We start from the raw sequence: 23,947 nt of genomic DNA, 5'->3' as shown, positions 1-23,947 counted from the left end.
TCGTCCAGCGCTGGGTGACGGATTGCAAAAGCGTTTTCTCGAACCCTTTGTCGAACGGGTCTTTGGCGATTATCCGGAACTGGATTTCCTCGCCGGCCTGCAGCGCGATAACTTGCCGGCAAACATTCACATCCAGCAGTTCTTCATGCAGCCGGGCAGCCTGCTCCACAGCGCGTCGGCCCAGCAGGATTACGTCAGCAGCAACTACAGCCACGCCTGCGAACCTTGGCCGTAGGCGTGCTAGCCACCATTGAGAGTGAGCGCGTGAACCTGGCTATGAAAATGCTGGCCGTACCAGGCAACCGTATTGGCCCTCTTACCCTCTGACCTGTCAGCGCTCAAGCAGCGACCAACAACGAAATTGCCAAGCGCCTTGAGCCTGTCGGCCGGGTCTGTGTCCAGTGTAAAGAGTCCAAGGGCATGGAAGTGGCTGCTGCAGCTGGCGGTGCTAACGCCCGACGAAGTTATTGCAAAGCATTGCAACGCTTGCCCGGTACCGGCCTAGCTGCCGCACCCAAAATCGGCGACGCCGCGGTCTGAAAAGACCGTATAGATCACTCGGGTGGCCTCGATGGCATCCTGGCCAAGGCAATACCGGTATCTACTCGATGGCGCTAAAAGGCACCTTCGACTGCTCCAATTGAAGAACTCAGGGTGCGCTTCAGAATATGTCTGGTCTGAAATAGAGCTACATCCTCAGCAAGGCCGCGAATCAGCGGGATTTGCTCAGTTAAAGTCCTGCTCATCACAAAGCGTTTTGATGTATTCACCTGATGAGTTGATCACGGCTTTGTATATGGCGTAGGCATCAGTGTCGATGGGTGAAATTGGTTCAAATCGGCCATTTGATATTTGTAATAGCTCGCAACCTGGAATCGACATGATAATAGGTGAGTGAGTAGCAACAATAAATTGAGCACCTTTCTGTGCTAGTTCAAGTAATCTCTTGATAAAAATCAACTGTCTTAGCGGCGACAAGGACGCTTCAGGCTCGTCAAGGATGTAAAGTCCTTTTGCTTTAAATCTATTTATAAACAAGGCCTCCATTGCTTCGCCATGAGACATGGAGTGAAGATCTCTCCCTCCGTAGTACGTCTTTATTTCCGGATCGAAACTGGTTTCTTTGTCCAGGTCCCGGATCGCCGTGTTGAAGTTATAAAAGGTTTCGGCTCTATAGAAGAAAATGTCTTTTTCTTTGCTATAGCCTTTTGATAGTTGTAAACAAGTATGCAATGTTGAGTGAGTGTTCTCCGTCTGGAAATTAAAATTTTTGCCTCCACCTTCAGGATTGCAACCAAGTTTAACTGCAATAGCTTCTAATAATGTGGATTTCCCACAACCATTTTCCCCAATTATTATTGTGATATTGTTTTTTAGATCAAGAGGGAATAATGATTTTATGAAGTTAGGTGGAGAGCTATTAGTTTTCAAGCGGATGACTTGAAGAAATAGGGTGTTCATTATATACGCCCTTCAAAGATTCTTTTCACGGAGACATTTATGCCAATCAACGATAACGCCATTCTCACAGAGTTAGCACTGGCCATCGAAAATATACCTATATAGCCTAGATAAGCTATTAGTTTGACGCCAAAGAGCTCCGTCGAAAAGCGTGCACTTAACATTATAATAAATACAGCGCTAATGGCAATTGCTAGTTCTGGCCAGAAGCTAAGAACCAAAGTTGTCTTGTTATAAAGATAGCGAGCATAAGTTGCCTCTTCTAAGTGACGATGGATTTTGGTTAGACTGCTATGTTTGGATTGATGCCTAGACGTATTCAGGTTGAATAGCTGAAGGATGGATGCTTTATACAGCTCTTCTTTCTTTATCTCTGTTTTGTAAGCTTCTTGGACAGTTTTGGTTGCTGTACGCACATATCTGGTCGTAAATATTGTAATTACAATGATGGGTACGCAGAAGTAAAAATTTTCAGCTATCAGAATATATGCTGTTAAAATCGTTAATATGCACGATCCTGTGAGCTGGATGAGTTCGGATACGGCCGACGCTACCCTTTCTGCGTCCTCCTTTACTAAAGTTAAACCTGTAGCAACATTGTTAAGAGTTGGGTTACTTAATATCGAATTAATCAAGAAAAAACGAGTGTCGGATTCTATGTAAGAAGCTAAGCTGCTGCCGAGACCCAAAGCGACATTTTTACAGAAAAAAACAATGCCGAAAGTGAATATATGTGCAGAATTATAATTGCCGTTCATTATATTGGAAAGGCCATCTGCGATGAGAGCGGGTATTTGTAATTGGCAATAGGATGCTATTGCTAAAAAGCCTATCGCTAGTGATGTCAGTGCTGCGTTTTTACGCATGGACAGGTACATTGGTTAGCCTTACGTGATTTGGTTTCGAATTCTTGATCTGCGATAGAAGGCTTCTCTACTTGAGAAGTAAATGGAAGTTAGCGCGGTTGTTGGGCCAAGTACACGTTCAATGTACATTGCTGAGGCAAAAATTGCTCCAACATTCATTAGACTATTATCTACAGCATAGAAACCGACAAGCAACATCGTAATAATCCCCACAAAATATGATGATCCGGATAGTGCTTCAAGCATAGATGCCTTAAAGCTAGTCGAAAGTGAAAGTTTATTGATTCTTTTTACTTCTTCATCCAATGGATAGGAACGATCTACTTTTTCTAGCATAAGTAGGTCGCAAATTTTTCCTATCGTCATAGTGTTTTCATTTACATAGTTCATGTATAAGTTGTCGCATTTTTCTTTTGTGAATATATAAATTGTAACTGATAAAAGCATGCCTGCTAGTGGGGCAATAATCATGACTGGATAGTAATAGGCGATAATTGAAAGGGCCAGAATTATAAGGGTGGCGTTTATTGCAATGTCTAAAAATACGGCATGATATAAATACAGAGCGCTTTCCACATCCCCATCGACTAGATCTATAATTTCTCCGCATTTTCTTTTGCTGGAGAAATTATATGTGAATAACGACTTTAAAACACTTTCTTTGACATTCATTCTTGTTTTTGACGAGATTTTTTGTAGATAGATATTTGCGAGTAGCCTTAGTGGGGGGGTAGTTAAGATAAGCAAACACGCCATGCCTATCATCGTTATATACGAGTCATCTCCGGATAGATAAAGGTCAATGGAGTTTCCGATCAAGGCGGGGGAGATAGCGCTGAATAATGCAACAGCTACTCCTAAGCATGAAAGAGTGATATTATGTATCATATCCCTATAAACCCCATTTGGTGAGGTAAAAAGGGGAAGTCGTAGTTCTTATTCAGTAGACCCATCGATCCGAGAAGCGATCCAGTTTTTCCAACCCAAAGACCCAAAGGGTCAGCAGTTTTTATTCTAAGTTCTCTGCTGTCCTGCTCAACAAGATTTATAATGTTAGACCATAAGAAAACTCTTGGGTCGAGCAAAGAGTTTGGCGACACCTTTTTTATTATGTTGAGAAGACCGTATGCACCATGACATAGGGAATCATTGATTGGTCTCTTTCTTTTGAGAAGACTTTCATATGAAAACGCGTGCTCGGCAGGGTGCTTGTCTAAAAAATCAAGAGCAGGTGCAACATTGTTTTTTGCAAAATAATCAAGAGCTAAGTAATTTCCCGGTAATCCGTGGCTCCATGCAAACTCACCGCGAGAAGACTCTGACCTCCTTCTATAGTCCTTCCAGTTTTCTATTGACTCATCATACTCATCTAATTCCCAGGTTAGAAAATCTAAGAATATTAAATCAACGCATTCACTTTTAGCTATGACTTGGTTGAAATAAAATAATGCATAGGCACAGCCCATGATGCCGTGGGAAATTCCACTCAGTAGTGCGTCACTTCTAGTTGTAATTGAGTTGTCAAATTTTATTAGTAATTTGTTTTTAACTGGTGAGAGTTCTGTTTTTATTTTGTTGAATAAGGACTGCGCAAGCGCGCTGAAATTTTCATCTCGAGTTAAATCAAATAGCTTTGTTAATACTGAAAGCGTCCCGAACATTCCCGAAAGAAGGTCGCTTCCCCAAAAATATTTTTGCCACCAAGTGTCTTGTAAGGCGTTATTTACATAGGATTTATATTGCGAAAGTAGTTCTTCGCTTCGTATGTCTTTGTAATACGAGAGGCTTGTATATAGCGGCAAAATTGCAGACGATAAGCCAAAGTGAAATCCACCTAAGTGCATGCCTGGATTTGTAAGTTTTTTGTGTACCCGAAAATAACTTTGATTTAGTAAGCTATGTAGCAGGTCTTGCTCAATAGGGGTCTGGTTACTCGCTGCCACTACGCACCCATAGAGCATTCCAGATAAACCGTAATAAAAATCATCTCCTAACTCAGAATACTCCATGTACCCACCTGGAGAAGAGTGAAAACCTAGCCACAGACCGTTCGCAGAAAGCTCCACATTCAACATGCTATTGAGTAGAATTGAGTTCTCATTCTGTGAGGTTCGAATGATGTTAAGAATGGAGTTGGTGCTTAAACATTTTGAGTTTTCTAAATCATCGTTTTGTCGGAATGTGTGATCTGTAAGTTTGTTGCCATGATCGTACATGTTTTTCATTGCTAAAAGAGTATTGCTTGTCAGATTTTTTTCAAAGGCAATTCTGTTGTTATTCAAGGTTTCTATATAGTTTGTGCTGTGAGTGATTCCGTCGATATAGTCTTCTTCGTTAAGGTATCCCTCCCCACCATATCTATATTCATTGAATGAAAGCGTTCCGGTTTTGCCCTGTGCATATGGGATGTCCAAATCCAGGCAAGCAGACACTTCGGCGTCCAAAAATCCAATGGCGGGCGCAGTGTCGTTGTTTAATATTTTTTCTAAAAAAGATTTCCTGCGTTCAGTACAGCTCATCAGCGTCGCATGCATCGAACATTGGATAGCATAATGGTATGTTGCAGTAGGTCTGGGTACATATCTGTTTCTTATAAAGCGTAAAGAGCTAATTTTTTCAATAAGCAGGTTTTTTTCGAGAGTGGCAATAGATAGTAAAGTGCCCAACCCTTCGATTATTTCTTTTTCATAGCGCCATGGCAGTACGGGGCTGTCATTGAAAGTTAACACATTATCATTCGGAAGTATTTTTACTCCGTCCATACCAAAATGACTGTTTCCACTTTCATCCTCTAGGTGCTGGTATAGATTTAGACTAACATATTGCTCTGAAAGGCCTCCTAGTGCACTTAAATCGACGCCGACCCCATCCGTACCCTTCCAGGTCCAATTTGGAAGAATACTAGTTTGTGTGACATTCCATCTTACTTCTCTTGGAATTGATTCTATATTTAATGTGTTGTAAAAAATAGTCTCAAGATCAATTGGGATGGGGCTCGAGCCGTTAGCAATTAGATTGTCAGATGTAATATCCGAAGCTGTGAATATTGTGCAGTATCCTAATAAAAACCCCGCTCTCTTAAAGTATGTAATAACCTCTTCCTCTGATTCGGCCGGCTTTTGTGGTGTATGTTCTGACCATCCATGCTCTGCCTTAACCAAGTAAGAAGGAATCTTCCAAGCAAGGTAATCTTTCCCTGCTTTTCTGCTGAGAGATAGTAATAAGTCTGACGCGGCGGTTTCTAGCAATAAATTTCTAGGCTTGTATACAACTTTTTTGTCATTTGAAAAGGTTAAGATGCAAACAGCTTTTGACCCATTGTGGGTCTCTCCATTGGAGACTTCACATGTGACTAGAGAATCTTTATTTATGGTGTTTGAAAAAATGGCCAGCTCTGCTCTATCCTCTGAGAAATGGAGTATGAACGTGGTGGTTTGCTCAATAAAGTTATCAGCTATTTTTGTTAGTACACGATCCAGTTCTGGGTATGCTTTTAGTATGTCACTTAAATAATCTTTGTTTTCGCCTACGATCTTGAAGTAACTATCAGTACCGATTTCGGTTCCCAGCGTGGTTTCTTCAAAAAACTTTTTTTCGGTGAATAGTACATTTTTAGAGGCGGTCATTATTCTAGATGACAGGTTGCTTAAAAAACCATTTATTATTACGCGCTGTTCGTTTTTTGTTATTTTTGCGTTGGGGTGTAGGTGTTTTTCTATATTGTCAATGTAGTATAAAAGATACGGCCAGACTGGGCAGTCAGTTTGCAGTGTTTTTTCATGGTGGTTCGGAAGCTTAGAGAAGATGTTTGAGGTTGTCATCCGTAAGGCCTCTATATATTTATGAAGGCGCTCCAGGTAGGAGGCGCCTTGCGCTATAAGTTAACGTCAAGAGTAAGTTGCATAGCAGCATTGGTTCCAGCACTGCGTGCAACAACTTGTGCATGGTCGCGTTCCGCTGGACGCGGCAGATAGATTGCTAAATGCTTGGAGAGCGATTGTGGAGATTGGAGAGCTTGAGCTCAAAAAGTTTTTCCTAGCGCTCTGAATTGAACTGATATCAATTTGCATTGTTTGATCCTTTGTTTTTAGTTTTAGTACGCCGTAGATGTATAGGGAGACTGAATGTACCCGTACTACCTTATTCTACCGAGCGTTCCATACTCGTATATGTAGCTGTTTGTGAATATAACTGTTTGATGCACATTTTTATTTTTCAACCATAGCATCTCCTTTTCGTTCGGTTTTTGTTTTGAATGGCATGGGATAGATAGTAGTTTTGGATGTGGTAAGTACAATCAGAAGCGGTCCTAAAAAATTGTGTGAAAAGGCTTCTTATTTGTGGGAAAGACAGTAGGTTCTTGTGGGATGTTTCTTACTTACTAGGTAACTTGTTGTTATTATTATTTTTTAGAGCTTGTTTTTTATTGGCGTTATTAATAATTTATTTCGGCAGTCAATTGTTCATGGAGAAGCTCAGCCATTAGCCCTTCCTTCGAAACTAGGGCCCGGCAAGCTCGGTCCAACGCACGTCATGGAAAGGAATGGAGGATCGGATGGTACAGCTGTGTTCTATCGAGCAAGCGGTCGATGAGGTGTTGGCGCGGTTGCCGGCGCATATCCACATGGGCCTGCCCCTGGGCCTGGGCAAACCCAACCCTTTCGTCAACGCGCTGTATCAACGTGTGGCGCAATTGCCGCAGCGGCAACTGACGATCTACACCGCCCTGTGCCTTGGCCGTCCAGCGCTGGGCGACGGATTGCAAAAGCGTTTTCTCGAACCCTTTGTCGAACGGGTCTTTGGCGATTATCCAGAGCTGGATTTTCTCGCCGGCCTGCAGCGCGACAACCTGCCGGCCAACATTCACATCCAGCAGTTCTTCATGCAGCCGGGCAGCCTGCTCCACAGCGCGTCGGCCCAGCAGGATTACGTCAGCAGCAACTACAGCCACGCCGCCCGGGACATCAACGCCGCCGGCTTGAACCTGGTTGCGCAATTGGTGGCCAGCCATGCTGAGCATCCCGATCGCTTGAGCCTGAGCTGCAACCCGGACATCACCCTCGACCTGCTGCCGATGATCGCCAGGCGCCGGGAAGCCGGGGAGACGATCCTGATGGTCGGCCAGGTGCATGACGATTTGCCCTACATGCCCGGTGATGCCGAAGTCGGTATCGATACCTTCGACTTGCTGATCGACGAGAAGGACAGCACCACGCTGTTCTCCACGCCGAACATGCCAGTGGGTTTCCAGGATCATTTCATCGGGTTGCACGCCAGTACCTTGGTACGCGATGGCGGCACCCTGCAGATCGGCATCGGTTCCATGGGTGATGCGTTGACCGCTGCGTTGCTGGCGCGACAGGCCGACAGCGACGCTTACAAGGCTTTGCTGACCGACATCGATCTCAGCCCATGGGCGCAATTGATCGAGCGCGAAGGCGGCATCGATCCGTTCGCCAAGGGCCTGTACGGGTGCAGTGAAATGTTCGTCAACGGCTTGCTGGTGCTGGCCGACGCCGGGATCGTGCGGCGCAAGGTGTACCCGGATGTGTCGACCCAGCAGCAGGCCAATGCCGGCACCCTCGACGAAGCGGCGCAAACCGACGGCATTTCGGTGCATGGCGGGTTTTTCCTCGGGCCGCGCAGTTTCTATCAACGCCTGCGCGAGTTGCCGCAGAGCAAGCGGCTCGAATTCAACATGACCCGTATCAGCTACATCAACGAGCTATACGGGCAGGAAGAGCTCAAACGCTTGCAGCGGCTCGATGCGCGGTTCATCAACACGGCATTTACCATGACCCTGCTGGGCGCTGGCGTAGCGGATCAGCTGGAAGACGGGCGGGTGCTCAGCGGTGTGGGCGGGCAGTACAACTTCGTGGCCCAGGGCCATGCGCTGGAAGGGGCGCGGTCGGTGTTGCTGCTGCGCAGCTGGCGTGAGTCGGGCGGTGACGTCAGTTCCAACATTGTCTGGGAATACGGTCACTGCACGATCCCGCGACACCTGCGGGACATCGTGGTCACCGAATACGGCATTGCCGACCTTCGCGGGAAAACCGATGCGGCGGTGATCGAGGCATTGCTGAATATCAGTGATTCGCGCTTTCAGGCGGGGCTTATCGAGCAGGCACAGAAGGTGGGTAAGTTACCCAAGGATTTTCGCCTCGATCCGCGCTTCACCGATAACCGACCTGAGCGTTTACAGGCGATTCAGGCAAGGCATGCACGTCTGTTTCCGGAGTATCCGCTGGGCTGTGATTTCACCGAGGTCGAACGGGATCTGTTGCGGGCGTTGAACTGGCTCAAGAGCAAATTCAAGCTGAGTGAAGTGTTGGAGCTGGGTAAAGCTGCGCTGGATGCGCCGGAGCCTGCATCGTTCCCAGAACACCTGGAGCGTATGCAGCTGACGAAGCCGGAAGGGCTGAAAGAGGATTTGTATCAGCGGTTGCTGCTCACCGGCCTAAAGGCCACCGCGCAATAACGCCCAACGCAAAACCAACTGTGGGAGCCAGCAGGCTGGCTCCCACAGGGGAAATGCGGTGCTGCTGGCTTATTCGATGAAGGTTACAACGCCATCCTTCAGCGACTGAACACGGGCCAGGGACTCAACGCGATACCCCTGCGCATCCAGCTCCGCACGGCCGCCCTGGAACGACTTCTCGATCACGATCCCCAAGCCAGCCACGGTCGCGCCAGCCTGCTTGATGATCGAGATCAGCGCCTGTGATGCCTTACCGTTGGCCAGGAAGTCATCGATGATCAGCACGCGGTCGCTGCTGGTCAGATGGCGTGGAGAGATCGCCACGGTGCTTTCGGTCTGCTTGGTGAACGAGTAAACGGTCGCCGACAGCAGGTTTTCAGTCAGGGTCAGGGACTGGTGCTTGCGAGCGAAAATCACCGGCACACCGAGGTTCAGACCGGTCATGATCGCCGGGGCGATGCCCGAGGCTTCGATGGTGACAATCTTGGTGATGCCCGAATCCTTGAACAGCGTGGCGAATTCATCGCCGATCAGCTTCATCAGGGCCGGGTCGATCTGGTGGTTCAGAAAGGCGTCGACTTTCAGGACCTGATCGGAAAGCACGATGCCTTCTTCGCGAATTTTCTTGTGCAGTGCTTCCATGAAGCTGTCCTCGTTTGGCGTCTTTTGCGCCGAAGGTCTAAATAAAAGTGGTCAATTCTAGCGCTTTAACATCGCGCGTATATCCGCCAATGCGCTATTGCCGCGAACGGCCTTGACTTCGGTCGGGGTGTCGTCGTTGCCTTCCCAGGCAAGGTCGTCCGGCGGCAGTTCGTCGAGGAAGCGGCTCGGTGCGCAATCGATGATCTCGCCGTATTGCTTGCGCTTGGCGGCGAAGGTGAAGGCCAGGGTCTGGCGCGCGCGGGTGATGCCCACGTAGGCCAGGCGCCGCTCCTCTTCGATGGTGTCGGCTTCGATGCTGGAGCGGTGCGGGAGGATTTCCTCTTCCATGCCCATGATGAACACGTAGGGGAATTCCAGGCCCTTGGAGGCATGCAGGGTCATCATCTGCACGCCTTCGGCGCCATCTTCTTCTTCCTGCTGGCGCTCGAGCATATCGCGCAACACCAGTTTGCCGATGGCGTCTTCGACGGTCATCTCGCCGTCTTCGTCTTTCTCCAGGGTGTTCTTCAGCGCCTCGATCAGGAACCACACGTTGCCCATGCGGTAATCGGCGGCCTTGTCGCTGGAGCTGTTGGTGCGCAGCCAGTTCTCGTAGTCGATGTCCATGACCATGCTGCGCAGAGCCGAGATCGGGTCTTCGCCAGCGCATTGCTCGCGCACCTTGTCCATGAAGCGCTTGAACCGCGACAGGCGATCGGTGAAGCGGCTGTCCAGATGCTCGCCCAGGCCGATTTCGTCGGTGGCGGCATACATCGAGATTTTTCGCTCGGTGGCGTAGTTGCCCAGCTTCTCCAACGTAGTCGAACCGATCTCCCGGCGTGGGACGTTGATCACGCGCAGGAAGGCGTTGTCGTCGTCCGGGTTCACAATCAGGCGGAAATAGGCCATCAGGTCTTTCACTTCCTGGCGGCCGAAGAAGCTGTTGCCGCCGGACAGGCGATACGGCACCTGGTGGTGCTGCAACTTCAGTTCGATCAACTTGGCCTGGTAGTTACCCCGGTACAGGATCGCGAAATCGCTGTACGGCCGGTCGGTGCGCAAGTGCAGGCTGAGGATTTCCACGGCCACGCGCTCGGCTTCGGCGTCTTCGTTGCGGCAGCGGATCACGCGGATCTCGTCGCCGTGGCCCATCTCACTCCACAGCTGCTTTTCGAATTCGTGGGGGTTGTTCGAGATCAGCACGTTGGCGCAACGCAGGATGCGGCTGGTGGAGCGGTAGTTCTGCTCCAGCATCACCACTTTCAGGGACGGGTAGTCGTCCTTGAGCAGCATCAGGTTTTCCGGGCGGGCGCCGCGCCAGGCGTAGATAGACTGGTCATCGTCGCCGACCACGGTGAACTGGTTACGCTTGCCGATCAGCATCTTCACCAGCAGGTATTGGCTGGCGTTGGTGTCCTGGTATTCGTCCACCAGCAGGTAGCGCACCTTGTTTTGCCACTTCTCCAGGATGTCGGCGTGCTCTTCGAACAGCTTCACCGGCAGCAGGATCAGGTCGTCGAAGTCCACCGCGTTGAACGCCTTGAGCGTGCGCTGGTAGTGGGTGTAGACGATGGCGGCGGTCTGTTCCTTGGGGTTGCGCGCGTTTTCCAGGGCCTGGGCCGGCAGGATCAGGTCGTTTTTCCAGGCGCCGATCATGTTCTTGATCTCGTCGACGCCGTCGTCGCCCGAGTATTCCTTTTGCATGATGTCGGTCATCAGGGCCTTGACGTCGGTCTCGTCGAAAATCGAGAAACCGGGTTTGTAGCCCAGCCGCACGTGTTCCTTGCGGATGATGTTCAGGCCCAGGTTGTGGAAGGTGCAGACCGTCAGGCCGCGACCCTCACCGGCGCGCAGCAGGGTGCCGACCCGCTCCTTCATCTCGCGCGCGGCCTTGTTGGTAAAGGTCATGGCGACGATGTACTGGGCGCGGATGCCGCAGTTCTGGATCAGGTGGGCAATCTTTCGGGTGATGACGCTGGTCTTGCCGGAGCCTGCACCGGCGAGCACCAAAAGAGGGCCGCCGACATAGCTCACGGCTTCTTGCTGCCGGGGATTGAGTCGGGACATAGGTAAATTCAGGAGTCAGTCACGAAATGGGCCGGCATTTTAACAGGCTCAGCGAATTGTGCTGCTCTGTCCGACTTGTGACGTACAACGCGATCTGTATTTGCCGGTTTTGTTACTTTCACGCAGGATGCGCAACGAATTCGCGTCTAATGTTGGTAATTTCCTGATACAAAGGCCTCGTTTGAAGGCCATGTCCATTGGTCATTAGGGATTGGCGCGGCATAATGCGGTCGCCTACATCCATGCAGAGTCTAGGGAGCTAGCTTGTCTACGCCTGTCGAACCCTTGCGTTTGCTGCTACTGGCCGAAGAGCCAGCGTGGGCAGCGTTGTTGCGCGAGTGTCTGGCTCCGATGGGGAGCTCGGCCGTGCTCATCAGTGCGCCGAGCTGGGAATCGGTCAGCAGTCTGTTCGATGACAACCGCAGCGCGGTGTTGTTGACGATCCCGGCCCTCCAGCCGGCGGCCGGTCGTTGCTGCTTGCCGACGGTATTGCTGCTCGAGCATGAGCCCCTGACCCCGCCCGACGGTGTAAGTGACTGGCTGGTACGCGACCATCTCGACCCGGGCATGCTGCGCCGTTGCCTGCGCCATGTGCGTGAGCGCGGCGTACTGGAAACCACCCTGCAGCGCCTGGCCGAGCAGGATCCGCTGACTGGCATCGCCAACCGCCAGGGTTTCCAGACCTTGCTGACGGCGCGCCTGGCGGAAAACGATGGTCGCGGCCTGGCCCTCGGTCACCTGGACCTCGACAACTTCCGTTACGCCAACGATGCCCTCGGCCATCAGGCCGGTGATCGCCTGATCCTGCAGGTGGTCGCGCGGCTCAAAGGCCAGCTTGAAGCCGGTGATCAACTGGCGCGACTGGGCAGCGATGAGTTCGCCTTGCTGATCGACACCCGACGCGCTCCTCAGCGCGCCGAATGGATGGCCGAGCGCATCACCGAAGCGTTGGCCGAGCCTTATTGGATCGACGGCGAAAGCCTGCTGATCGGCTCCAGCCTGGGCATTGCCCATGCACGGGCACAGGCTGGCGCCGACCCCCTGATGTGGCACGCGCATATCGCCATGCAGCAGGCCAAGAGCACCCAAGGCTGTACGTTTCATATTTTCAACGAGCGCATCAACCGCAACGCCCGCAGCATCGCCGACCTCGAAACCGAGCTACGCCGGGCCTTGCGCCGTGATGAGCTGGAACTGCATTACCAGCCCCGAATGAACCTTGAAGACGGGCAGATCGTCGGCCTCGAAGCTCTGGTGCGCTGGCGTCATGCTGAGCGCGGCTTGTTGCCACCGAGCGAATTCGTGCCGCTGGCCGAGCAGAGCGGGTTGATTGTGCCGCTGGGTTACTGGGTCATTTCCCGGGCGTTGCGCGATATGCAGGCGCTGCTTGAGCTGGGTTTGCCGCCGTTGCACATGGCGATCAACCTGTCGTTCCGGCAGTTCCAGGACAGTCAGTTGCTCTCGACCCTGAGCCGGCTGATTGCCGAGCGCGGAGTCGAGGCGCAGTGGCTGGAGTTCGAGCTGACCGAAACCGCGGTCATGCGCCGCAGCGACCTGGTCAAGCAAACCATGGACGCCCTTGGCCGCCTGGGCGTGCGCTTCTCCCTCGATGACTTCGGCACCGGCTTTTCCTCGTTCGTGCACCTCAACAGCCTGCCGATCACGCTGCTGAAGATCGACAAGAGCTTTGTCGGCGGCATGGAACAGCGCGAAGAAAACCGCCAGCTGGTGCACGCGATGATCAACCTGGCGCACAACCTCAAACTGGAAGTCGTCGCCGAAGGCGTGGAGACACCGGAGCAACTGGAACTGTTGCGCGGGTTCGATTGCGATCAGGTGCAGGGGTATCTGATCAGCAAGCCGTTGCCGTTGGCGGAGCTGGTGCAATACCTGACGTTTGACAGCAGCCAGCAGGCGCCGCTGGAAGTCGTGGTTTAAACACCCACGCAAAACTGTAGGAGCTGGCTTGCCAGCGAAGACGGTTTGTCATTCAACACATTTGTCGACTGACCCACCGCCTTCGCTGGCAAGCCAGCTCCTACAGGGATCTCATTCGGCCTGGATGGCGTCGAAGCGCTCTTGCGACGGCTCCCGCCGAATCATCCGCTTCATCTTCGACTCAAACGCCAGCGTCAGGCTCACCGCTGCGCAGGCCAATCCCAGCGCCAGGCCCCACCACACGCCCGTTGGCCCCCATTGCAAATGGAACGCCATCCACCAGGCTGCCGGGGCGCCAATCAGCCAATAACAGCCCAGGCCCACGAGGAAGGTGGTCTTGGCATCCTTGAGCCCGCGAATGCAGCCCATGGCGATGGTTTGCGTGCCGTCGAACAGCTCGAACCACGCCGCCACAGCCAGCAGGCTCACGGCCAGGTCGATGACGTCGCGAAACGCCGGGTCGTTGTGATCGAGAAACAGCCCGACCAACTGATTCGGCAACAGCCAGAAGACCATCGCAAAACACAGCATCGCCGCCGCGCCGAAAGCCAGACCGACCCTTCCGGCCAGCCGCGCGTCCAGTAACTGCCCGGCGCCGTAATGCTGACCGATGCGCATGGTGATCGCGTAGGAAATCCCCGCAGGCACCATGAATGCCACCGACACGATCTGCAGGGCGATCTGGTGCGCGCCCAGTTGCGTGCTGCCCATGGTGCCCATGCACAAGGCGGCGAAGGCAAAAAGCCCGACCTCCACGGCGTAGGTGCCACCAATCGGCAGGCCCAGGCGCCACAGTTCCTTCAGGTACTGGCGGTTGAGCCGCGACAAGCCCTGACGCAGTGGATAGGCATCATAGGCCGGGTGCCGGCGAATGTGCCACGCCAGAGCCAGGGCCATCAGGTTGGCGACAATCGCCGTGACCAGGCCAATGCCCATCAGCCCCAGTTTCGGCAGGCCGAACATGCCGGTGATCAGTGCGTAGTTCAGCAGGAAGTTGGCCACGGTGCCGCCCAGGCTGATGACCATCACCGGTGTTGCCCGGCCGATGGCGCTGGTGAAACCGCGCAAGGCCATGAAGCTCAGGTAGCCGGGCAGGGCAAAGGGCAGGAAGATCAGGAATTGTCCGGCCGCCTGGACGTTGCTTTCGGTCTGGCCGAACAGCAGCAGTACCGGTTTCAGGTTCCACAGCAGAAGGCCGGCGCCCAGCGCCATCAACCATGCCAGCCACAAGCCGGCCTGGGTCAGCCGGGCTGCGCCGAGGATATCGCCCGCTCCCTGACGGATCGCCACCAGGGTGCCAACCGCCGCGATCACGCCGATGCAGAAAATCGACACGAACGAATAGGTCGCCGCGCCGAGTCCACCACCGGCCAGAGCCTCGGGGCTCAGGCGCGCCATCATCAGGGTGTCGGTGAGGACCATCAGCATGTGCGCCAACTGCGAGGCAATCAACGGCCCCGCCAGCCGCAGGATGGCCCAGAGTTCAATACGCGCTGGATGCTGCATGGTCATCACGCTCGGTTATCAAAGAGAACAGGAAAGCGTCGATTCTCGGCGCTCTGCGGCGTTTGCACAAAGGGATAAAAAGGATGGGTAACATGATTCAAACTCATGCTGAATAGTTTCTGCTAGGGTATCCAAAACCGCTGTAGGAGCTTTCCTGATGTCGCGTCGTCTTCCTCCTCTTTATGCCCTGCGCGCATTCGAAGCGGCGGCACGACACACGTCATTTACCCGGGCCGCAGAAGAGCTGTCGATTACCCAAAGTGCAGTCAGTCGGCATATTCGTACGCTCGAAGAGCATTTTGCCTGCCGCTTGTTTCATCGCAGTGGCCGCAACCTGCAGCTGACCGAATCGGCGCGCTTGCTGCTGCCGGGCATTCGCGAAGGGTTTACGGCCCTTGAGAGGGCCTGCAACACCTTGCGCGCCGAAGACGACATCCTGCGCATGAAAGCCCCGTCGACACTGACCATGCGCTGGTTGTTGGCGCGGCTCAGTCGGTTCCGCCATCTGCAGCCGGGGAACGAGGTGCAATTGACCAGCGCCTGGATGGATATCGATTCGGTGGACTTCAATGATGAGCCGTTCGACTGTGCGGTGTTGTTGAGCAACGGGCATTTCCCGGCGGACTGGGAGGCGAGCTATCTCTTTCCCGAGGAACTGATCCCGGTGGGGGCGCCCAACCTGCTTAATGATCAACCTTGGGATGTTGAGCGTCTGATCAATACCGAGCTGCTGCACCCGACACCGGATCGACGGGACTGGCGCAATTGGCTGGAGCGCATGGGCCTGGCCGAGCAGGTGTCGCTCAAGGGCGGGCAGGTCTTCGACACCCTTGAACTGGGCATGATCGCGGCCGCCCGGGGGTACGGCGTGTCGATGGGCGATCTGCTGATGGTGGCGGAGGATGTCGCGCAAGGTCGCTTGAGCCTGCCTTGGCCAACTGCAGTCGCCAGCGGCGAGAAGTATTACCTTGTGTGGCCGAAAACCCGTCCGGGTGGCGAGCGCATGCGTCGGCTCAGTGACTTCCTGCAAGGGGAGGTCAGGGCCATGGAGCTGCCGGATGTCGTGCACCTGAGCTGAGTCGTTACTGCGTTGCTGGCCGATACTGCAACGCCTCGGCCAGATGATCGCGGCTGATGTTGTCGACCTGCTCAAGATCCGCCAATGTCCGCGCAACCTTGAGCAACCGGTGCGCTGAACGCAGGGAAAGGTTCAGCCGTTCACACGCGGTTTCCAGCCAGTTTTCATCGACTGTGGATAACTTGCAGTGCTTGCGCAGCCCTGGCAGATCGAGAAAGGCATTGGCACAGCCCTGACGCGTCTGTTGGCGCTCGCGTGCCTCGGCCACTATCAATGCAGCGCTGGTGCTGTCCTCTCCAGGTTTCACGGGAGGATTGAGCGCCGTGGCCTCCCGTGCCACGGTCAGGTGCAGGTCGATCCGATCCAGCAACGGGCCCGACAGCTTGTTGCGGTAGCGTTGCACCATGTCCGGGGTGCAGGAGCAGCGGCCCGTGGGTTCGCCAAGATATCCACAGGGACACGGATTCATCGCCGCCACTAACTGGAACCGCGCCGGAAACCGCACGCGATCCTTCGCCCGGGAGACCACGATGTAGCCGGACTCCAGCGGTTCCCTCAGGACTTCCAGGACCCTGCGTTCAAACTCCGGAAGCTCGTCAAGGAACAAGACACCGTGGTGGGCGAGGGTGATTTCGCCTGGCTGCGGTTTCGAACCGCCGCCCACCAGTGCAGGGCCTGAGGCAGAGTGGTGGGGCTGGCGAAATGGCCGGTGAGGCCAATGGCTCAGCGGTACGCAACTGGTGACCGATTGAATGGCCGCCACCTCCAGCGCCTCGCTTTCGGACAGCGGCGGCAGGAGTCCGGGCAGGCGACTGGCCAAGAGCGTCTTGCCTGTCCCCGGTGGCCCGCTGAGCAACAGGTTGTGCGCGCCCGCCGCGGCAAGCAACAGCGCCCGTTTGGCCGCAAGCTGCCCCTGCACCTCATTCAGATCGGGATAGGGTTTGCTGGCGTAGAGCAAGCCATTGGAAACATAAGGCTCAATCGGCGTATGCCCATTGAAATGCGCGACAGCCTCCAGCAAATGATCCACCGCAATCACTTTCAAGCCCGACGCCAGGCACGCTTCCTCGGCATTGGCCCGCGGCACCACCAACGAACGCCCGGCCTTGCGCGCCGCCAATGCCGCCGGCAACACCCCGCGCACGGCCCGGACCGCGCCCGACAGCGCCAGCTCCCCCAGGCACTCCACATCATCGAGCGTCAGCGTCGGCACCTGCACACTGGCCGAGAGAATCCCCAGGGCAATCGCCAGATCGAAACGCCCACCGTCCTTGGGCAAATCCGCCGGCGCCAGGTTCAGGGTGATGCGCCGAGGCGGAAACTGCAGCCCCGAATTGATGATCGCACTGCGCACCCGGTCCTTGCTTTCCTTCACCGCCGCCTCGGGCAGGCCGACCATGGTCAGCGATGGCAAACCATTGGCCAGATGGACTTCAACGGTGACAGCGGGCGCATCCACGCCAATTTGGGCGCGGCTGTGGACGATGGAGAGGGACATGGTCGTTCCTTGAAATGACGGAGGCCGCTTCCTGCGGGTTTTTCAAGGGTAGACAGAAGATGAGGGTTTCGCGTTGGGGTAGAGAACTTGAATTTTCGCTGGATGTTGCGAGTCATCCTGGAGCGTGCTGACTCACAAAAAAAACCGCCATGCAGGCAGTTCGTCTGTCGACAGGGTCAGGCTCTTTTGCCAGCAAGCAGGCCCGCAGGTTCAAGGTCTTTACCGTGGGAGGCAGTCCCGCCTTCGGATCGTCGTCGCACGCCTTAAGCATCCGGGTCGCCAAACCCAGTGCTGAACATTCAGCAGGGGATGAGCTTAGAGACTGGCTTATGGGCGACGCAATCGGACGGCCGTGTGATGTTTTGTAGGACGTTGCCGAGATGGTGGAAGGGCGGAAGATCAAAAGATCGCAGCCTTCGGCAGCTCCTACAGGGATCGCGGTGTTTACTCGGTTGGTGGAGTGAGCTTCGCTTCCATTTCCGCAACCTTCGCCTCTAGCGCCTCCAGCCGCGCCCGCGTGCGCGCCAACACCACCATCTGGCTATCGAACTCTTCACGACTCACCAGATCCAGCTTGCTGAACCCGCTCTGCAACAGAGCCTTGAACTGGCTTTCGATTTCGCTTTTCGGCAGTGGCGTGTCGCCGCTGAAGAGGCGGGAGGCGGTGCCTGTCAGGGCGTCGAGGAAGTCTTTGGGCGCGAGCATGGGGGAATGTCCTGGTAGCAATGGCGGGCAGTGTATCACGCAGTGTCTATAGTCAATTCCGCAGGCAAGGGATGCACGCTTTTCGCGCATGCGGACGGACGGCATCGCACCGTTGTTGTGCGTAACCCGTTGGGTGTTGTCGTGAAGTGGTCGCGATCTGTTGGCAAAGGCTTGAAATCAATGTGTTTTGTGGAGATGGCAAGCTTTCTGCTTAGATGCTGATGACCCATGCACTGATGCAGTCGCTGTGACGAATGCAGTGCGCCAGGCGAAACGCGGGGAGTGTTTCGCAAGGAGCGGTTAACTGGCGTCGGACGGGCAGGTAAGGCCGACGATGCGTTACAAAGCCAGGCACTGCGCTTAGACTTGAGACGGGTTTGTTTTCCTGGGGCAAGTCCACCAAATTCGGGAGAGAGTTTTCATGAAGCTAGTCACTGCCATCATCAAGCCGTTCAAGTTGGACGACGTGCGCGAGTCGTTATCCGAGATCGGCGTGCAGGGCATTACCGTTACTGAAGTCAAAGGCTTCGGTCGGCAGAAGGGTCACACCGAGCTGTATCGCGGCGCGGAATACGTGGTCGATTTCCTGCCAAAGGTGAAGATTGATGTCGCCATTGACGACAAGGATCTCGACCGGGTTATCGAGGCGATAACCAAGGCGGCCAACACCGGCAAGATCGGTGACGGCAAGATCTTCGTGGTCAATCTGGAACAGGCGATTCGCATCCGTACCGGCGAAACCGATACCGACGCAATCTAAGCCGCCACAAACCCAACGCCCCAGGAGAAAACAAAATGACTCTGCGTAAATTCGCAGGGCTAGGAGCCCTGTTGTCCATCGTAATGCCCAGCCTTGCTTTGGCGGCAGACGAAGTGGCGGCCCCAGTCCTCAACTCCGGCGATACCGCCTGGATGTTGACCTCGACAGCCCTCGTGCTGTTCATGACCATTCCCGGCCTCGCGCTGTTCTACGGCGGCATGGTTCGCTCCAAAAACATTCTTTCCGTGATGATGCAGTGCTTCGCCATTACCGGCCTGATCAGCGTCCTGTGGGTCATCTATGGCTACAGCATCGCGTTCGACACCACCGGTATGGAACAGGGCGTCGTCAACTTCAACTCGTTCTTCGGTGGCATGGGCAAGGCCTTCCTCGCCGGTGTCACGCCATCCAGCCTGACCGGCCCGGCTGCGTTGTTCCCTGAAGCGGTGTTCATCACCTTCCAGATGACGTTCGCGATCATCACCCCGGCGCTGATCGTCGGTGCCTTCGCCGAGCGCATGAAGTTCTCCGCGATGCTGATCTTCATGGGCATCTGGTTCACCCTGGTGTATGCACCGATCGCGCACATGGTCTGGTCCGGCAACGGCGGCCTGATGTGGGACTGGGGCGTACTGGACTTCGCCGGCGGCACCGTGGTGCACATCAACGCCGGTGTGGCCGGTCTGATTGCCTGCCTGGTGCTGGGCAAGCGTAAAGGCTTCCCGACCACCCCGATGGCGCCGCACAACCTTGGTTACACGTTGATGGGCGCGGCCATGCTGTGGGTTGGCTGGTTCGGTTTCAACGCCGGTTCCGCTGCGGCGGCCAACGGCACGGCCGGCATGGCGATGCTGGTCACCCAGATCGCGACCGCCGCTGCGGCACTGGGCTGGATGTTCGCCGAGTGGGTCACCCACGGCAAACCAAGCGCACTGGGCATCGCCTCGGGTGTGGTTGCCGGCCTGGTAGCCATTACCCCGGCCGCTGGCACCGTAGGCCCGATGGGCGCTCTGGTGATCGGTCTGGCTGCAGGCGTGGTGTGCTTCTTCTGCGCGACTACGCTCAAACGCAAACTCGGCTATGACGACTCCCTGGATGCCTTCGGCGTACACGGTATCGGCGGTATTCTCGGCGCGATCCTCACCGGTGTCTTCGCTGCACCGTCCCTGGGTGGCTTCGGCACCGTGACCGACATCGCCGCGCAAGTGTGGATTCAGTGCAAAGGCGTGGGCTTCACCGTGATCTACACCGCAATCGTCACCTTCATCATCCTCAAGGTCCTGGACGCCGTCATGGGCCTGCGGATCACCGAAGAAGAAGAGGCGGTCGGTATCGATCTGGCGCTTCACAACGAACGCGGCTACAACTTGTAAGCACGCGCATGAAAAAACTTGCCCGGCTCGCCGGGCATTTTTTTTGTCCGGGATTTGTCATTGAAGGGAGAGCTGAAAGGTTTTTTCCTACAGGTTTTACGATGTTTGCGCCGGGTGTATTTGTACGGTCGAAGGCTTACAGAAATGAAGGAATATTAGGGCCTTTGTTTTTTCCCAGAGCGCGCTAGAATGCGCCCCGAACGTGCGGAGAACTGTATGTGGCAACAGACTCTGATTACCCTGCGGGCGAGGCCTCGGGGCTTTCATCTGGTAACGGACGAGTTACTCGCCGGCTTGCCTGAACTCAAGGCGTGTCGGGTCGGTCTGTTGCATTTGTGGCTGCAGCATACCTCGGCGTCGTTGACCATCAACGAAAACGCCGATCCGGCGGTACGTCGCGACTTCGAACGATTTTTCAATCGTCTGATCCCACAAGGAACAGACGGCTATGAGCATAACGACGAAGGCCTGGACGACCTCCCGGCGCACTTCAAGGCCAGCGTGCTTGGCTGTCAGCTCAGTTTGCCGATTTCGGCGGGCCGACTGGCGTTAGGCACCTGGCAAGGCGTTTATCTGGGCGAGCACCGTGATCATGGCGGTGCTCGTAAAGTCCTCGCCACCGTGCATGGTGAAGGGGCATAACCGCTGGTCAGCAGCGGCTGTTGATTTTTTTCCGGCAGCCTTCGACAGAGGGCAAAGCTGGGCTATAACTAATCTGCTTTTCGCAAGTCATGAGGTAGAACATGAGCGACGATGATCTGGAAAACGACGACCTCGAAGTAGGCGACGACGACGAAACCGAAGAAGGTCTGGAAGCAGCGGCGGAAGACGTCGCTGAAGACGACGGCGGTGATGCCCCCGTTCCGACCGCCAAAGGCAAAGCCAAGGCAGCGGTATCGGTCGATGAGCTGCCGAGTGTCGAGGCCAAGAACAAGGAACGTGACGCCCTGGCCAAGGCCATGGAAGAGTTCCTGGCTCGTGGCGGCAAGGTGCAGGAAGTGGAGGCCAATGTGGTCGCCGATCCGCCCAAGAAGCCGGACAACAAGTACGGTAGCCGGCCTATCTGAGGCTGCTACGCGCTTGCTGAAAAAGCCCGCCGTCGCTGCGGGCTTTTTCATGGGTGGCTCAAAATCGTTCACAGATCCTGTAGGAGCCGGCTTGCCGGCGAAGGGGCCCTTGAATCTTGTGTAATCCTTGAGGCCGCCTTCGCTGGCAAGCCAGCTCCTACAGGTTCGGCGTCAGGCCGAAACTGAATTCCACTGCGCCAGCAACCCCGGCAATTCGGTCAGGCTGCGAATCTCGGCATCCGGCAGGCGCTCTGCTTCCCAGACTTTGCCCGCCGGGTTGAACCAGATCGCCCGCAGCCCTGCCTGCTGGGCGCCGGCAATGTCATCGCCTGGATGATCGCCGATATGCACCGCCGTCTCAGCGGTTGCACCACCGCGCTGCAATGCCTCATGGAACAGTCGCGCATCGGGTTTGGCGATGCCGATGTCTTCGGCGCACAACGCAAACTTGAAGTAGTCCGCCAGCCCCAACCGCCGCACATCGGCGTTGCCGTTGGTGACCACGCCGAGGGTGTAATGATTGGCCAGTGCCTGGAGGGTCGGTTGCACCTCCGGGAAGATCTCCAGCTGATGCCGGGCATGCAAAAACACTTCGAAACTCTGGTCGGCCAGGTCCGACGCTTCGACGTGGGCATAACCGGCTTCTTCCAGCGCTTGAAACAACACGCGACGACGCAAGGCACTGATGCGGTGTTTGAGCGCCGGTTCAATGCTCAGGATGCGCTCGCGAATGGCCCACAAATGCTCCACCGGCACCGCGCCCAGGTTGGGTGCATGTTCAGTCAGCCATTCACGCAATACGGCTTCGGCGCTGACGATCACCGGGGCGGTGTCCCACAGGGTGTCATCGAGGTCGAAGGTGATCAGTTGGAGGGTCATTAATCGTCGCCTTTCATGCGTTTGGCCCGTGGGTGGGCGCTGTCGTAGACGGTTGCCAGGTGTTGGAAATCCAGATGGGTGTAGATCTGCGTGGTCTTGATGTCCGAGTGGCCGAGCAGTTCCTGCACCGCCCGCAGGTCCTGGGAGGACTCCAGCAGATGGCTGGCGAAAGAATGTCGCAACATGTGCGGGTGCAGGTTTTGTCCCAGTTCGCGTTCGCCCGCAGCCTTGACCCGCAGCTGGATCGCCCGCGGTCCCAGGCGGCGGCCTTGCTGGCTGACAAACACCGCATCGTCCGCCGGATTGGCCATGGCCCGCAGTGGCAGCCACTCTTCCAGCGCCTCGCGGGCTTTTTTGCCGACTGGCAGCAGGCGGGTCTTGCTGCCCTTGCCATGCACCTGGACCATGCCGTCCGCCAGGTCCAGCTGATCGAGATTGAGCCCGGTCAGCTCCGACAGGCGCAACCCGGAGGAGTAGAACAGTTCGAGAATCGCCTGGTCCCGACGCGCCAGAAAGTCGTCTTCCACGCCACCTTCCAGCAGTTGCAGGGCACGGTCGGTGTCGAGGGTCTTCGGCAGGCGGCGCTCGCCTTTGGGCGGTGCCAGGCCATTGGCCGGATCGTGGTCGCAGAGGCCTTCGCGGTTCAGGTAGTGATAGAGCCCACGTACCGCCGACAGCAGTCGCGCTAGGCTGCGGGACGACTGACCTTGTGAGTGCAGGCGCGCGACCAGGCTGCGCAGGCGCTGGATGTCAAGCGCGGCCCAGCTGTCGATGTTCTGTTTGGCGCACCAGCCGAGCACTTTGTCGAGGTCGCGGCGGTAGGCCGAGAGTGTATGCGGCGACACCTGCCGCTCACTGCGCAGGTGTTCGCAGTAAGCGTCCAGTTGCCGTTCCATATTAGCGTACCGAGCGCAGGGAGCTGTTGAACCGTGGCAGCACGCGGCCCATGACTTCGGCGATGTAGCTCAGGAACAGCGTGCCCACCGAGCTCTTGTAGTGCTGCGGGTCGCGGCTGGCGATGGCCAGGATGCCGTGAATGCCTTGATGGCTGATGGCGACGACGGCGGTGGAGCCGATCTGCTTGCGCTGTTCTTCGCCGAACAGGAAGTCCAGCTCGTGCTCGCGCAGGCTGCCGCTGACGCTTTTGTCCTCCAGCAACAAGCCGCCGATGGCCACCTGGGCGTCGGCGTGGGTCACCCAGCGACCCACCGGCATGGCGTTGTCGCCGAGCAGGATGAGGCTGACGAAGGGGACCTGGAAGTCCTGGCGCAGGCTGTCTTCGACGCAGATCACCACGTCTTCCAGGCTGGTGGCATCGAGCAGGGCGAGGATCAGTCGGCGGGTCTTGTCGAACAGGCGGTCATTGTCGCGCGCCACGTCCATCAAGTGCGACAGGCGATGGCGCAATTCGATGTTGCGGTCGCGCAGGATGGTCATCTGCCGCTCCACCAGCGACACGGTATCGCCGCGCCGGTGGGGAATGCGCAAGGACGCAAGCAGGTCTTCGTGCTCGACGAAGAAGTCCGGATGAGCCTCCAGGTACGCGGCAATCGCCGCCGCCTCCAGGTTTTCGGACGCTGATTCGTCGGGCTGTAGGGCGGGCACCTGGGGCTTATCGGTCATGGTTGT

At 55.5% G+C, this 23,947-nt stretch carries 19 protein-coding genes and 2 pseudogenes; 9 read left to right on the top strand and 12 right to left on the bottom strand.

The features are described from left to right. Together ACM6I6_RS26160 and ACM6I6_RS26155 are read left to right on the top strand one after the other, a co-directional pair. A pseudogene (locus tag ACM6I6_RS26160) lies at nucleotides 1-217 on the top strand (acetyl-CoA hydrolase); the annotation flags it as partial. 59 nt (nucleotides 218-276) lie between these two features. Continuing rightward, nucleotides 277-644 (top strand): annotated as a pseudogene (locus ACM6I6_RS26155) (cytochrome c5 family protein). Nucleotides 645-726: 82 nt separating this feature from the next. On the opposite strand, the gene ACM6I6_RS26150 reads toward ACM6I6_RS26155, so the two are convergent. From ACM6I6_RS26150 to lanM, 4 genes are all read right to left on the bottom strand, one after another. After that, entirely contained in the window at nucleotides 727-1,461 is a 735-nt protein-coding gene (locus tag ACM6I6_RS26150; RefSeq protein WP_323609472.1) for an AAA family ATPase, read from the bottom strand. Then, nucleotides 1,461-2,327: a hypothetical protein gene (locus ACM6I6_RS26145; protein ID WP_323609473.1), complete on the bottom strand. Its 867-nt coding sequence runs from the start codon at nucleotides 2,325-2,327 to the stop codon at nucleotides 1,461-1,463. The genes ACM6I6_RS26150 and ACM6I6_RS26145 overlap by 1 nt, the downstream gene beginning before the upstream one ends. Nucleotides 2,328-2,348: 21 nt before the next feature. After that, a complete protein-coding gene (locus tag ACM6I6_RS26140) occupies nucleotides 2,349-2,999 on the bottom strand; it encodes a hypothetical protein (RefSeq protein ID WP_323609474.1) in 651 nt (216 codons plus the stop codon). Between the two features lie 212 nt (nucleotides 3,000-3,211). Then, nucleotides 3,212-6,148 carry a type 2 lanthipeptide synthetase LanM gene (gene lanM / locus ACM6I6_RS26135; protein ID WP_414920903.1) on the bottom strand — a complete coding sequence of 979 codons (2,937 nt, stop codon included), beginning with the start codon at nucleotides 6,146-6,148 and terminating at the stop codon, nucleotides 3,212-3,214. Between the two features lie 734 nt (nucleotides 6,149-6,882). On the opposite strand from lanM, the gene ACM6I6_RS26130 reads away from it, so the two are divergent. Further along, entirely contained in the window at nucleotides 6,883-8,805 is a 1,923-nt protein-coding gene (locus ACM6I6_RS26130; RefSeq protein WP_323607404.1) for an acetyl-CoA hydrolase/transferase C-terminal domain-containing protein, read from the top strand. 69 nt (nucleotides 8,806-8,874) lie between these two features. Here ACM6I6_RS26130 and ACM6I6_RS26125 read toward each other — a convergent pair whose 3' ends face one another. Both ACM6I6_RS26125 and rep read right to left on the bottom strand, forming a co-directional pair. Beyond that, entirely contained in the window at nucleotides 8,875-9,447 is a 573-nt protein-coding gene (locus tag ACM6I6_RS26125; protein WP_007934646.1) for a xanthine phosphoribosyltransferase, read from the bottom strand. A gap of 57 nt (nucleotides 9,448-9,504) precedes the next feature. Next, the gene (gene rep, locus ACM6I6_RS26120) at nucleotides 9,505-11,514 is read right to left on the bottom strand and encodes a DNA helicase Rep (RefSeq protein WP_046818511.1); all 2,010 of its coding nucleotides are present in this window, start codon (nucleotides 11,512-11,514) and stop codon (nucleotides 9,505-9,507) included. Nucleotides 11,515-11,778: 264 nt separating this feature from the next. Here rep and ACM6I6_RS26115 point away from each other — a divergent pair, with 264 nt between their 5' ends. Next, the gene (locus tag ACM6I6_RS26115; protein ID WP_274073704.1) at nucleotides 11,779-13,452 is read left to right on the top strand and encodes a putative bifunctional diguanylate cyclase/phosphodiesterase; all 1,674 of its coding nucleotides are present in this window, start codon (nucleotides 11,779-11,781) and stop codon (nucleotides 13,450-13,452) included. A 111-nt stretch (nucleotides 13,453-13,563) separates the two neighbouring features. Here ACM6I6_RS26115 and ACM6I6_RS26110 read toward each other — a convergent pair whose 3' ends face one another. Beyond that, entirely contained in the window at nucleotides 13,564-14,958 is a 1,395-nt protein-coding gene (locus ACM6I6_RS26110; protein ID WP_323625775.1) for a NorM family multidrug efflux MATE transporter, read from the bottom strand. A 157-nt stretch (nucleotides 14,959-15,115) separates the two neighbouring features. Here ACM6I6_RS26110 and ACM6I6_RS26105 point away from each other — a divergent pair, with 157 nt between their 5' ends. Beyond that, the gene (locus tag ACM6I6_RS26105) at nucleotides 15,116-16,036 is read left to right on the top strand and encodes a LysR substrate-binding domain-containing protein (protein ID WP_274073702.1); all 921 of its coding nucleotides are present in this window, start codon (nucleotides 15,116-15,118) and stop codon (nucleotides 16,034-16,036) included. Between the two features lie 4 nt (nucleotides 16,037-16,040). Here the strand turns inward: ACM6I6_RS26105 and ACM6I6_RS26100 are convergent, their stop codons facing one another. Both ACM6I6_RS26100 and ACM6I6_RS26095 read right to left on the bottom strand, forming a co-directional pair. Beyond that, on the bottom strand, nucleotides 16,041-17,534 hold the full coding sequence (locus ACM6I6_RS26100; protein WP_414920902.1) for a YifB family Mg chelatase-like AAA ATPase: 1,494 nt from the start codon (nucleotides 17,532-17,534) through the stop codon (nucleotides 16,041-16,043). A gap of 444 nt (nucleotides 17,535-17,978) precedes the next feature. Continuing rightward, the gene (locus tag ACM6I6_RS26095; RefSeq protein WP_274073700.1) at nucleotides 17,979-18,239 is read right to left on the bottom strand and encodes an accessory factor UbiK family protein; all 261 of its coding nucleotides are present in this window, start codon (nucleotides 18,237-18,239) and stop codon (nucleotides 17,979-17,981) included. Nucleotides 18,240-18,660: 421 nt separating this feature from the next. Between ACM6I6_RS26095 and glnK the strand changes: the two genes are divergently transcribed. From glnK to sutA, 4 genes are all read left to right on the top strand, one after another. Next, complete coding sequence (glnK, locus tag ACM6I6_RS26090; protein ID WP_002555808.1) at nucleotides 18,661-18,999, top strand: P-II family nitrogen regulator; 339 nt, start codon at nucleotides 18,661-18,663, stop codon at nucleotides 18,997-18,999. A gap of 35 nt (nucleotides 19,000-19,034) precedes the next feature. Next, entirely contained in the window at nucleotides 19,035-20,372 is a 1,338-nt protein-coding gene (locus ACM6I6_RS26085) for an ammonium transporter (protein WP_046818496.1), read from the top strand. 216 nt (nucleotides 20,373-20,588) lie between these two features. Then, nucleotides 20,589-21,014 carry a secondary thiamine-phosphate synthase enzyme YjbQ gene (locus ACM6I6_RS26080; RefSeq protein ID WP_007989493.1) on the top strand — a complete coding sequence of 142 codons (426 nt, stop codon included), beginning with the start codon at nucleotides 20,589-20,591 and terminating at the stop codon, nucleotides 21,012-21,014. Nucleotides 21,015-21,115: 101 nt separating this feature from the next. Then, nucleotides 21,116-21,439, top strand: coding sequence for a transcriptional regulator SutA (gene sutA / locus ACM6I6_RS26075; RefSeq protein ID WP_007980816.1), 324 nt, complete (start codon nucleotides 21,116-21,118; stop codon nucleotides 21,437-21,439). Between the two features lie 171 nt (nucleotides 21,440-21,610). Here sutA and ACM6I6_RS26070 read toward each other — a convergent pair whose 3' ends face one another. From ACM6I6_RS26070 to ACM6I6_RS26060, 3 genes are read right to left on the bottom strand one after another with little or no spacing between them, the layout of a single operon-like run. Further along, nucleotides 21,611-22,318, bottom strand: coding sequence for an HAD family hydrolase (locus tag ACM6I6_RS26070; protein ID WP_414920901.1), 708 nt, complete (start codon nucleotides 22,316-22,318; stop codon nucleotides 21,611-21,613). Then, entirely contained in the window at nucleotides 22,318-23,214 is an 897-nt protein-coding gene (xerC, locus tag ACM6I6_RS26065; RefSeq protein WP_274073698.1) for a tyrosine recombinase XerC, read from the bottom strand. Before xerC ends, ACM6I6_RS26070 begins: the two co-directional genes overlap by 1 nt. A gap of 1 nt (nucleotide 23,215) precedes the next feature. Next, the gene (locus ACM6I6_RS26060; RefSeq protein ID WP_406591634.1) at nucleotides 23,216-23,941 is read right to left on the bottom strand and encodes a DUF484 family protein; all 726 of its coding nucleotides are present in this window, start codon (nucleotides 23,939-23,941) and stop codon (nucleotides 23,216-23,218) included. Between the last annotated feature and the right edge of the window lie 6 nt (nucleotides 23,942-23,947).

The organism is Pseudomonas sp. IT-P218, assembly GCF_949767605.1.
GTDB lineage: Bacteria > Pseudomonadota > Gammaproteobacteria > Pseudomonadales > Pseudomonadaceae > Aquipseudomonas > Aquipseudomonas putida_AE.
This window is presented reverse-complemented; position numbering and strand designations above follow the sequence as displayed.

Bases quoted from the DNA above. Each gene is read 5' to 3' on its own strand.
- ACM6I6_RS26150 (WP_323609472.1), bottom strand. From the start codon at position 1,461: ATGAACACCCTATTTCTTCAAGTCATCCGCTTGAAAACTAATAGCTCT.
- ACM6I6_RS26145 (WP_323609473.1), bottom strand. From the start codon at position 2,327: ATGCGTAAAAACGCAGCACTGACATCACTAGCGATAGGCTTTTTAGCA.
- ACM6I6_RS26140 (WP_323609474.1), bottom strand. From the start codon at position 2,999: ATGAATGTCAAAGAAAGTGTTTTAAAGTCGTTATTCACATATAATTTC.
- lanM (WP_414920903.1), bottom strand. From the start codon at position 6,148: ATGACAACCTCAAACATCTTCTCTAAGCTTCCGAACCACCATGAAAAA.
- ACM6I6_RS26130 (WP_323607404.1), top strand. From the start codon at position 6,883: ATGGTACAGCTGTGTTCTATCGAGCAAGCGGTCGATGAGGTGTTGGCG.
- ACM6I6_RS26125 (WP_007934646.1), bottom strand. From the start codon at position 9,447: ATGGAAGCACTGCACAAGAAAATTCGCGAAGAAGGCATCGTGCTTTCC.
- rep (WP_046818511.1), bottom strand. From the start codon at position 11,514: ATGTCCCGACTCAATCCCCGGCAGCAAGAAGCCGTGAGCTATGTCGGC.
- ACM6I6_RS26110 (WP_323625775.1), bottom strand. From the start codon at position 14,958: ATGCAGCATCCAGCGCGTATTGAACTCTGGGCCATCCTGCGGCTGGCG.
- ACM6I6_RS26105 (WP_274073702.1), top strand. From the start codon at position 15,116: ATGTCGCGTCGTCTTCCTCCTCTTTATGCCCTGCGCGCATTCGAAGCG.
- ACM6I6_RS26100 (WP_414920902.1), bottom strand. From the start codon at position 17,534: ATGTCCCTCTCCATCGTCCACAGCCGCGCCCAAATTGGCGTGGATGCG.
- ACM6I6_RS26095 (WP_274073700.1), bottom strand. From the start codon at position 18,239: ATGCTCGCGCCCAAAGACTTCCTCGACGCCCTGACAGGCACCGCCTCC.
- glnK (WP_002555808.1), top strand. From the start codon at position 18,661: ATGAAGCTAGTCACTGCCATCATCAAGCCGTTCAAGTTGGACGACGTG.
- ACM6I6_RS26085 (WP_046818496.1), top strand. From the start codon at position 19,035: ATGACTCTGCGTAAATTCGCAGGGCTAGGAGCCCTGTTGTCCATCGTA.
- ACM6I6_RS26080 (WP_007989493.1), top strand. From the start codon at position 20,589: ATGTGGCAACAGACTCTGATTACCCTGCGGGCGAGGCCTCGGGGCTTT.
- sutA (WP_007980816.1), top strand. From the start codon at position 21,116: ATGAGCGACGATGATCTGGAAAACGACGACCTCGAAGTAGGCGACGAC.
- ACM6I6_RS26070 (WP_414920901.1), bottom strand. From the start codon at position 22,318: ATGACCCTCCAACTGATCACCTTCGACCTCGATGACACCCTGTGGGAC.
- xerC (WP_274073698.1), bottom strand. From the start codon at position 23,214: ATGGAACGGCAACTGGACGCTTACTGCGAACACCTGCGCAGTGAGCGG.
- ACM6I6_RS26060 (WP_406591634.1), bottom strand. From the start codon at position 23,941: ATGACCGATAAGCCCCAGGTGCCCGCCCTACAGCCCGACGAATCAGCG.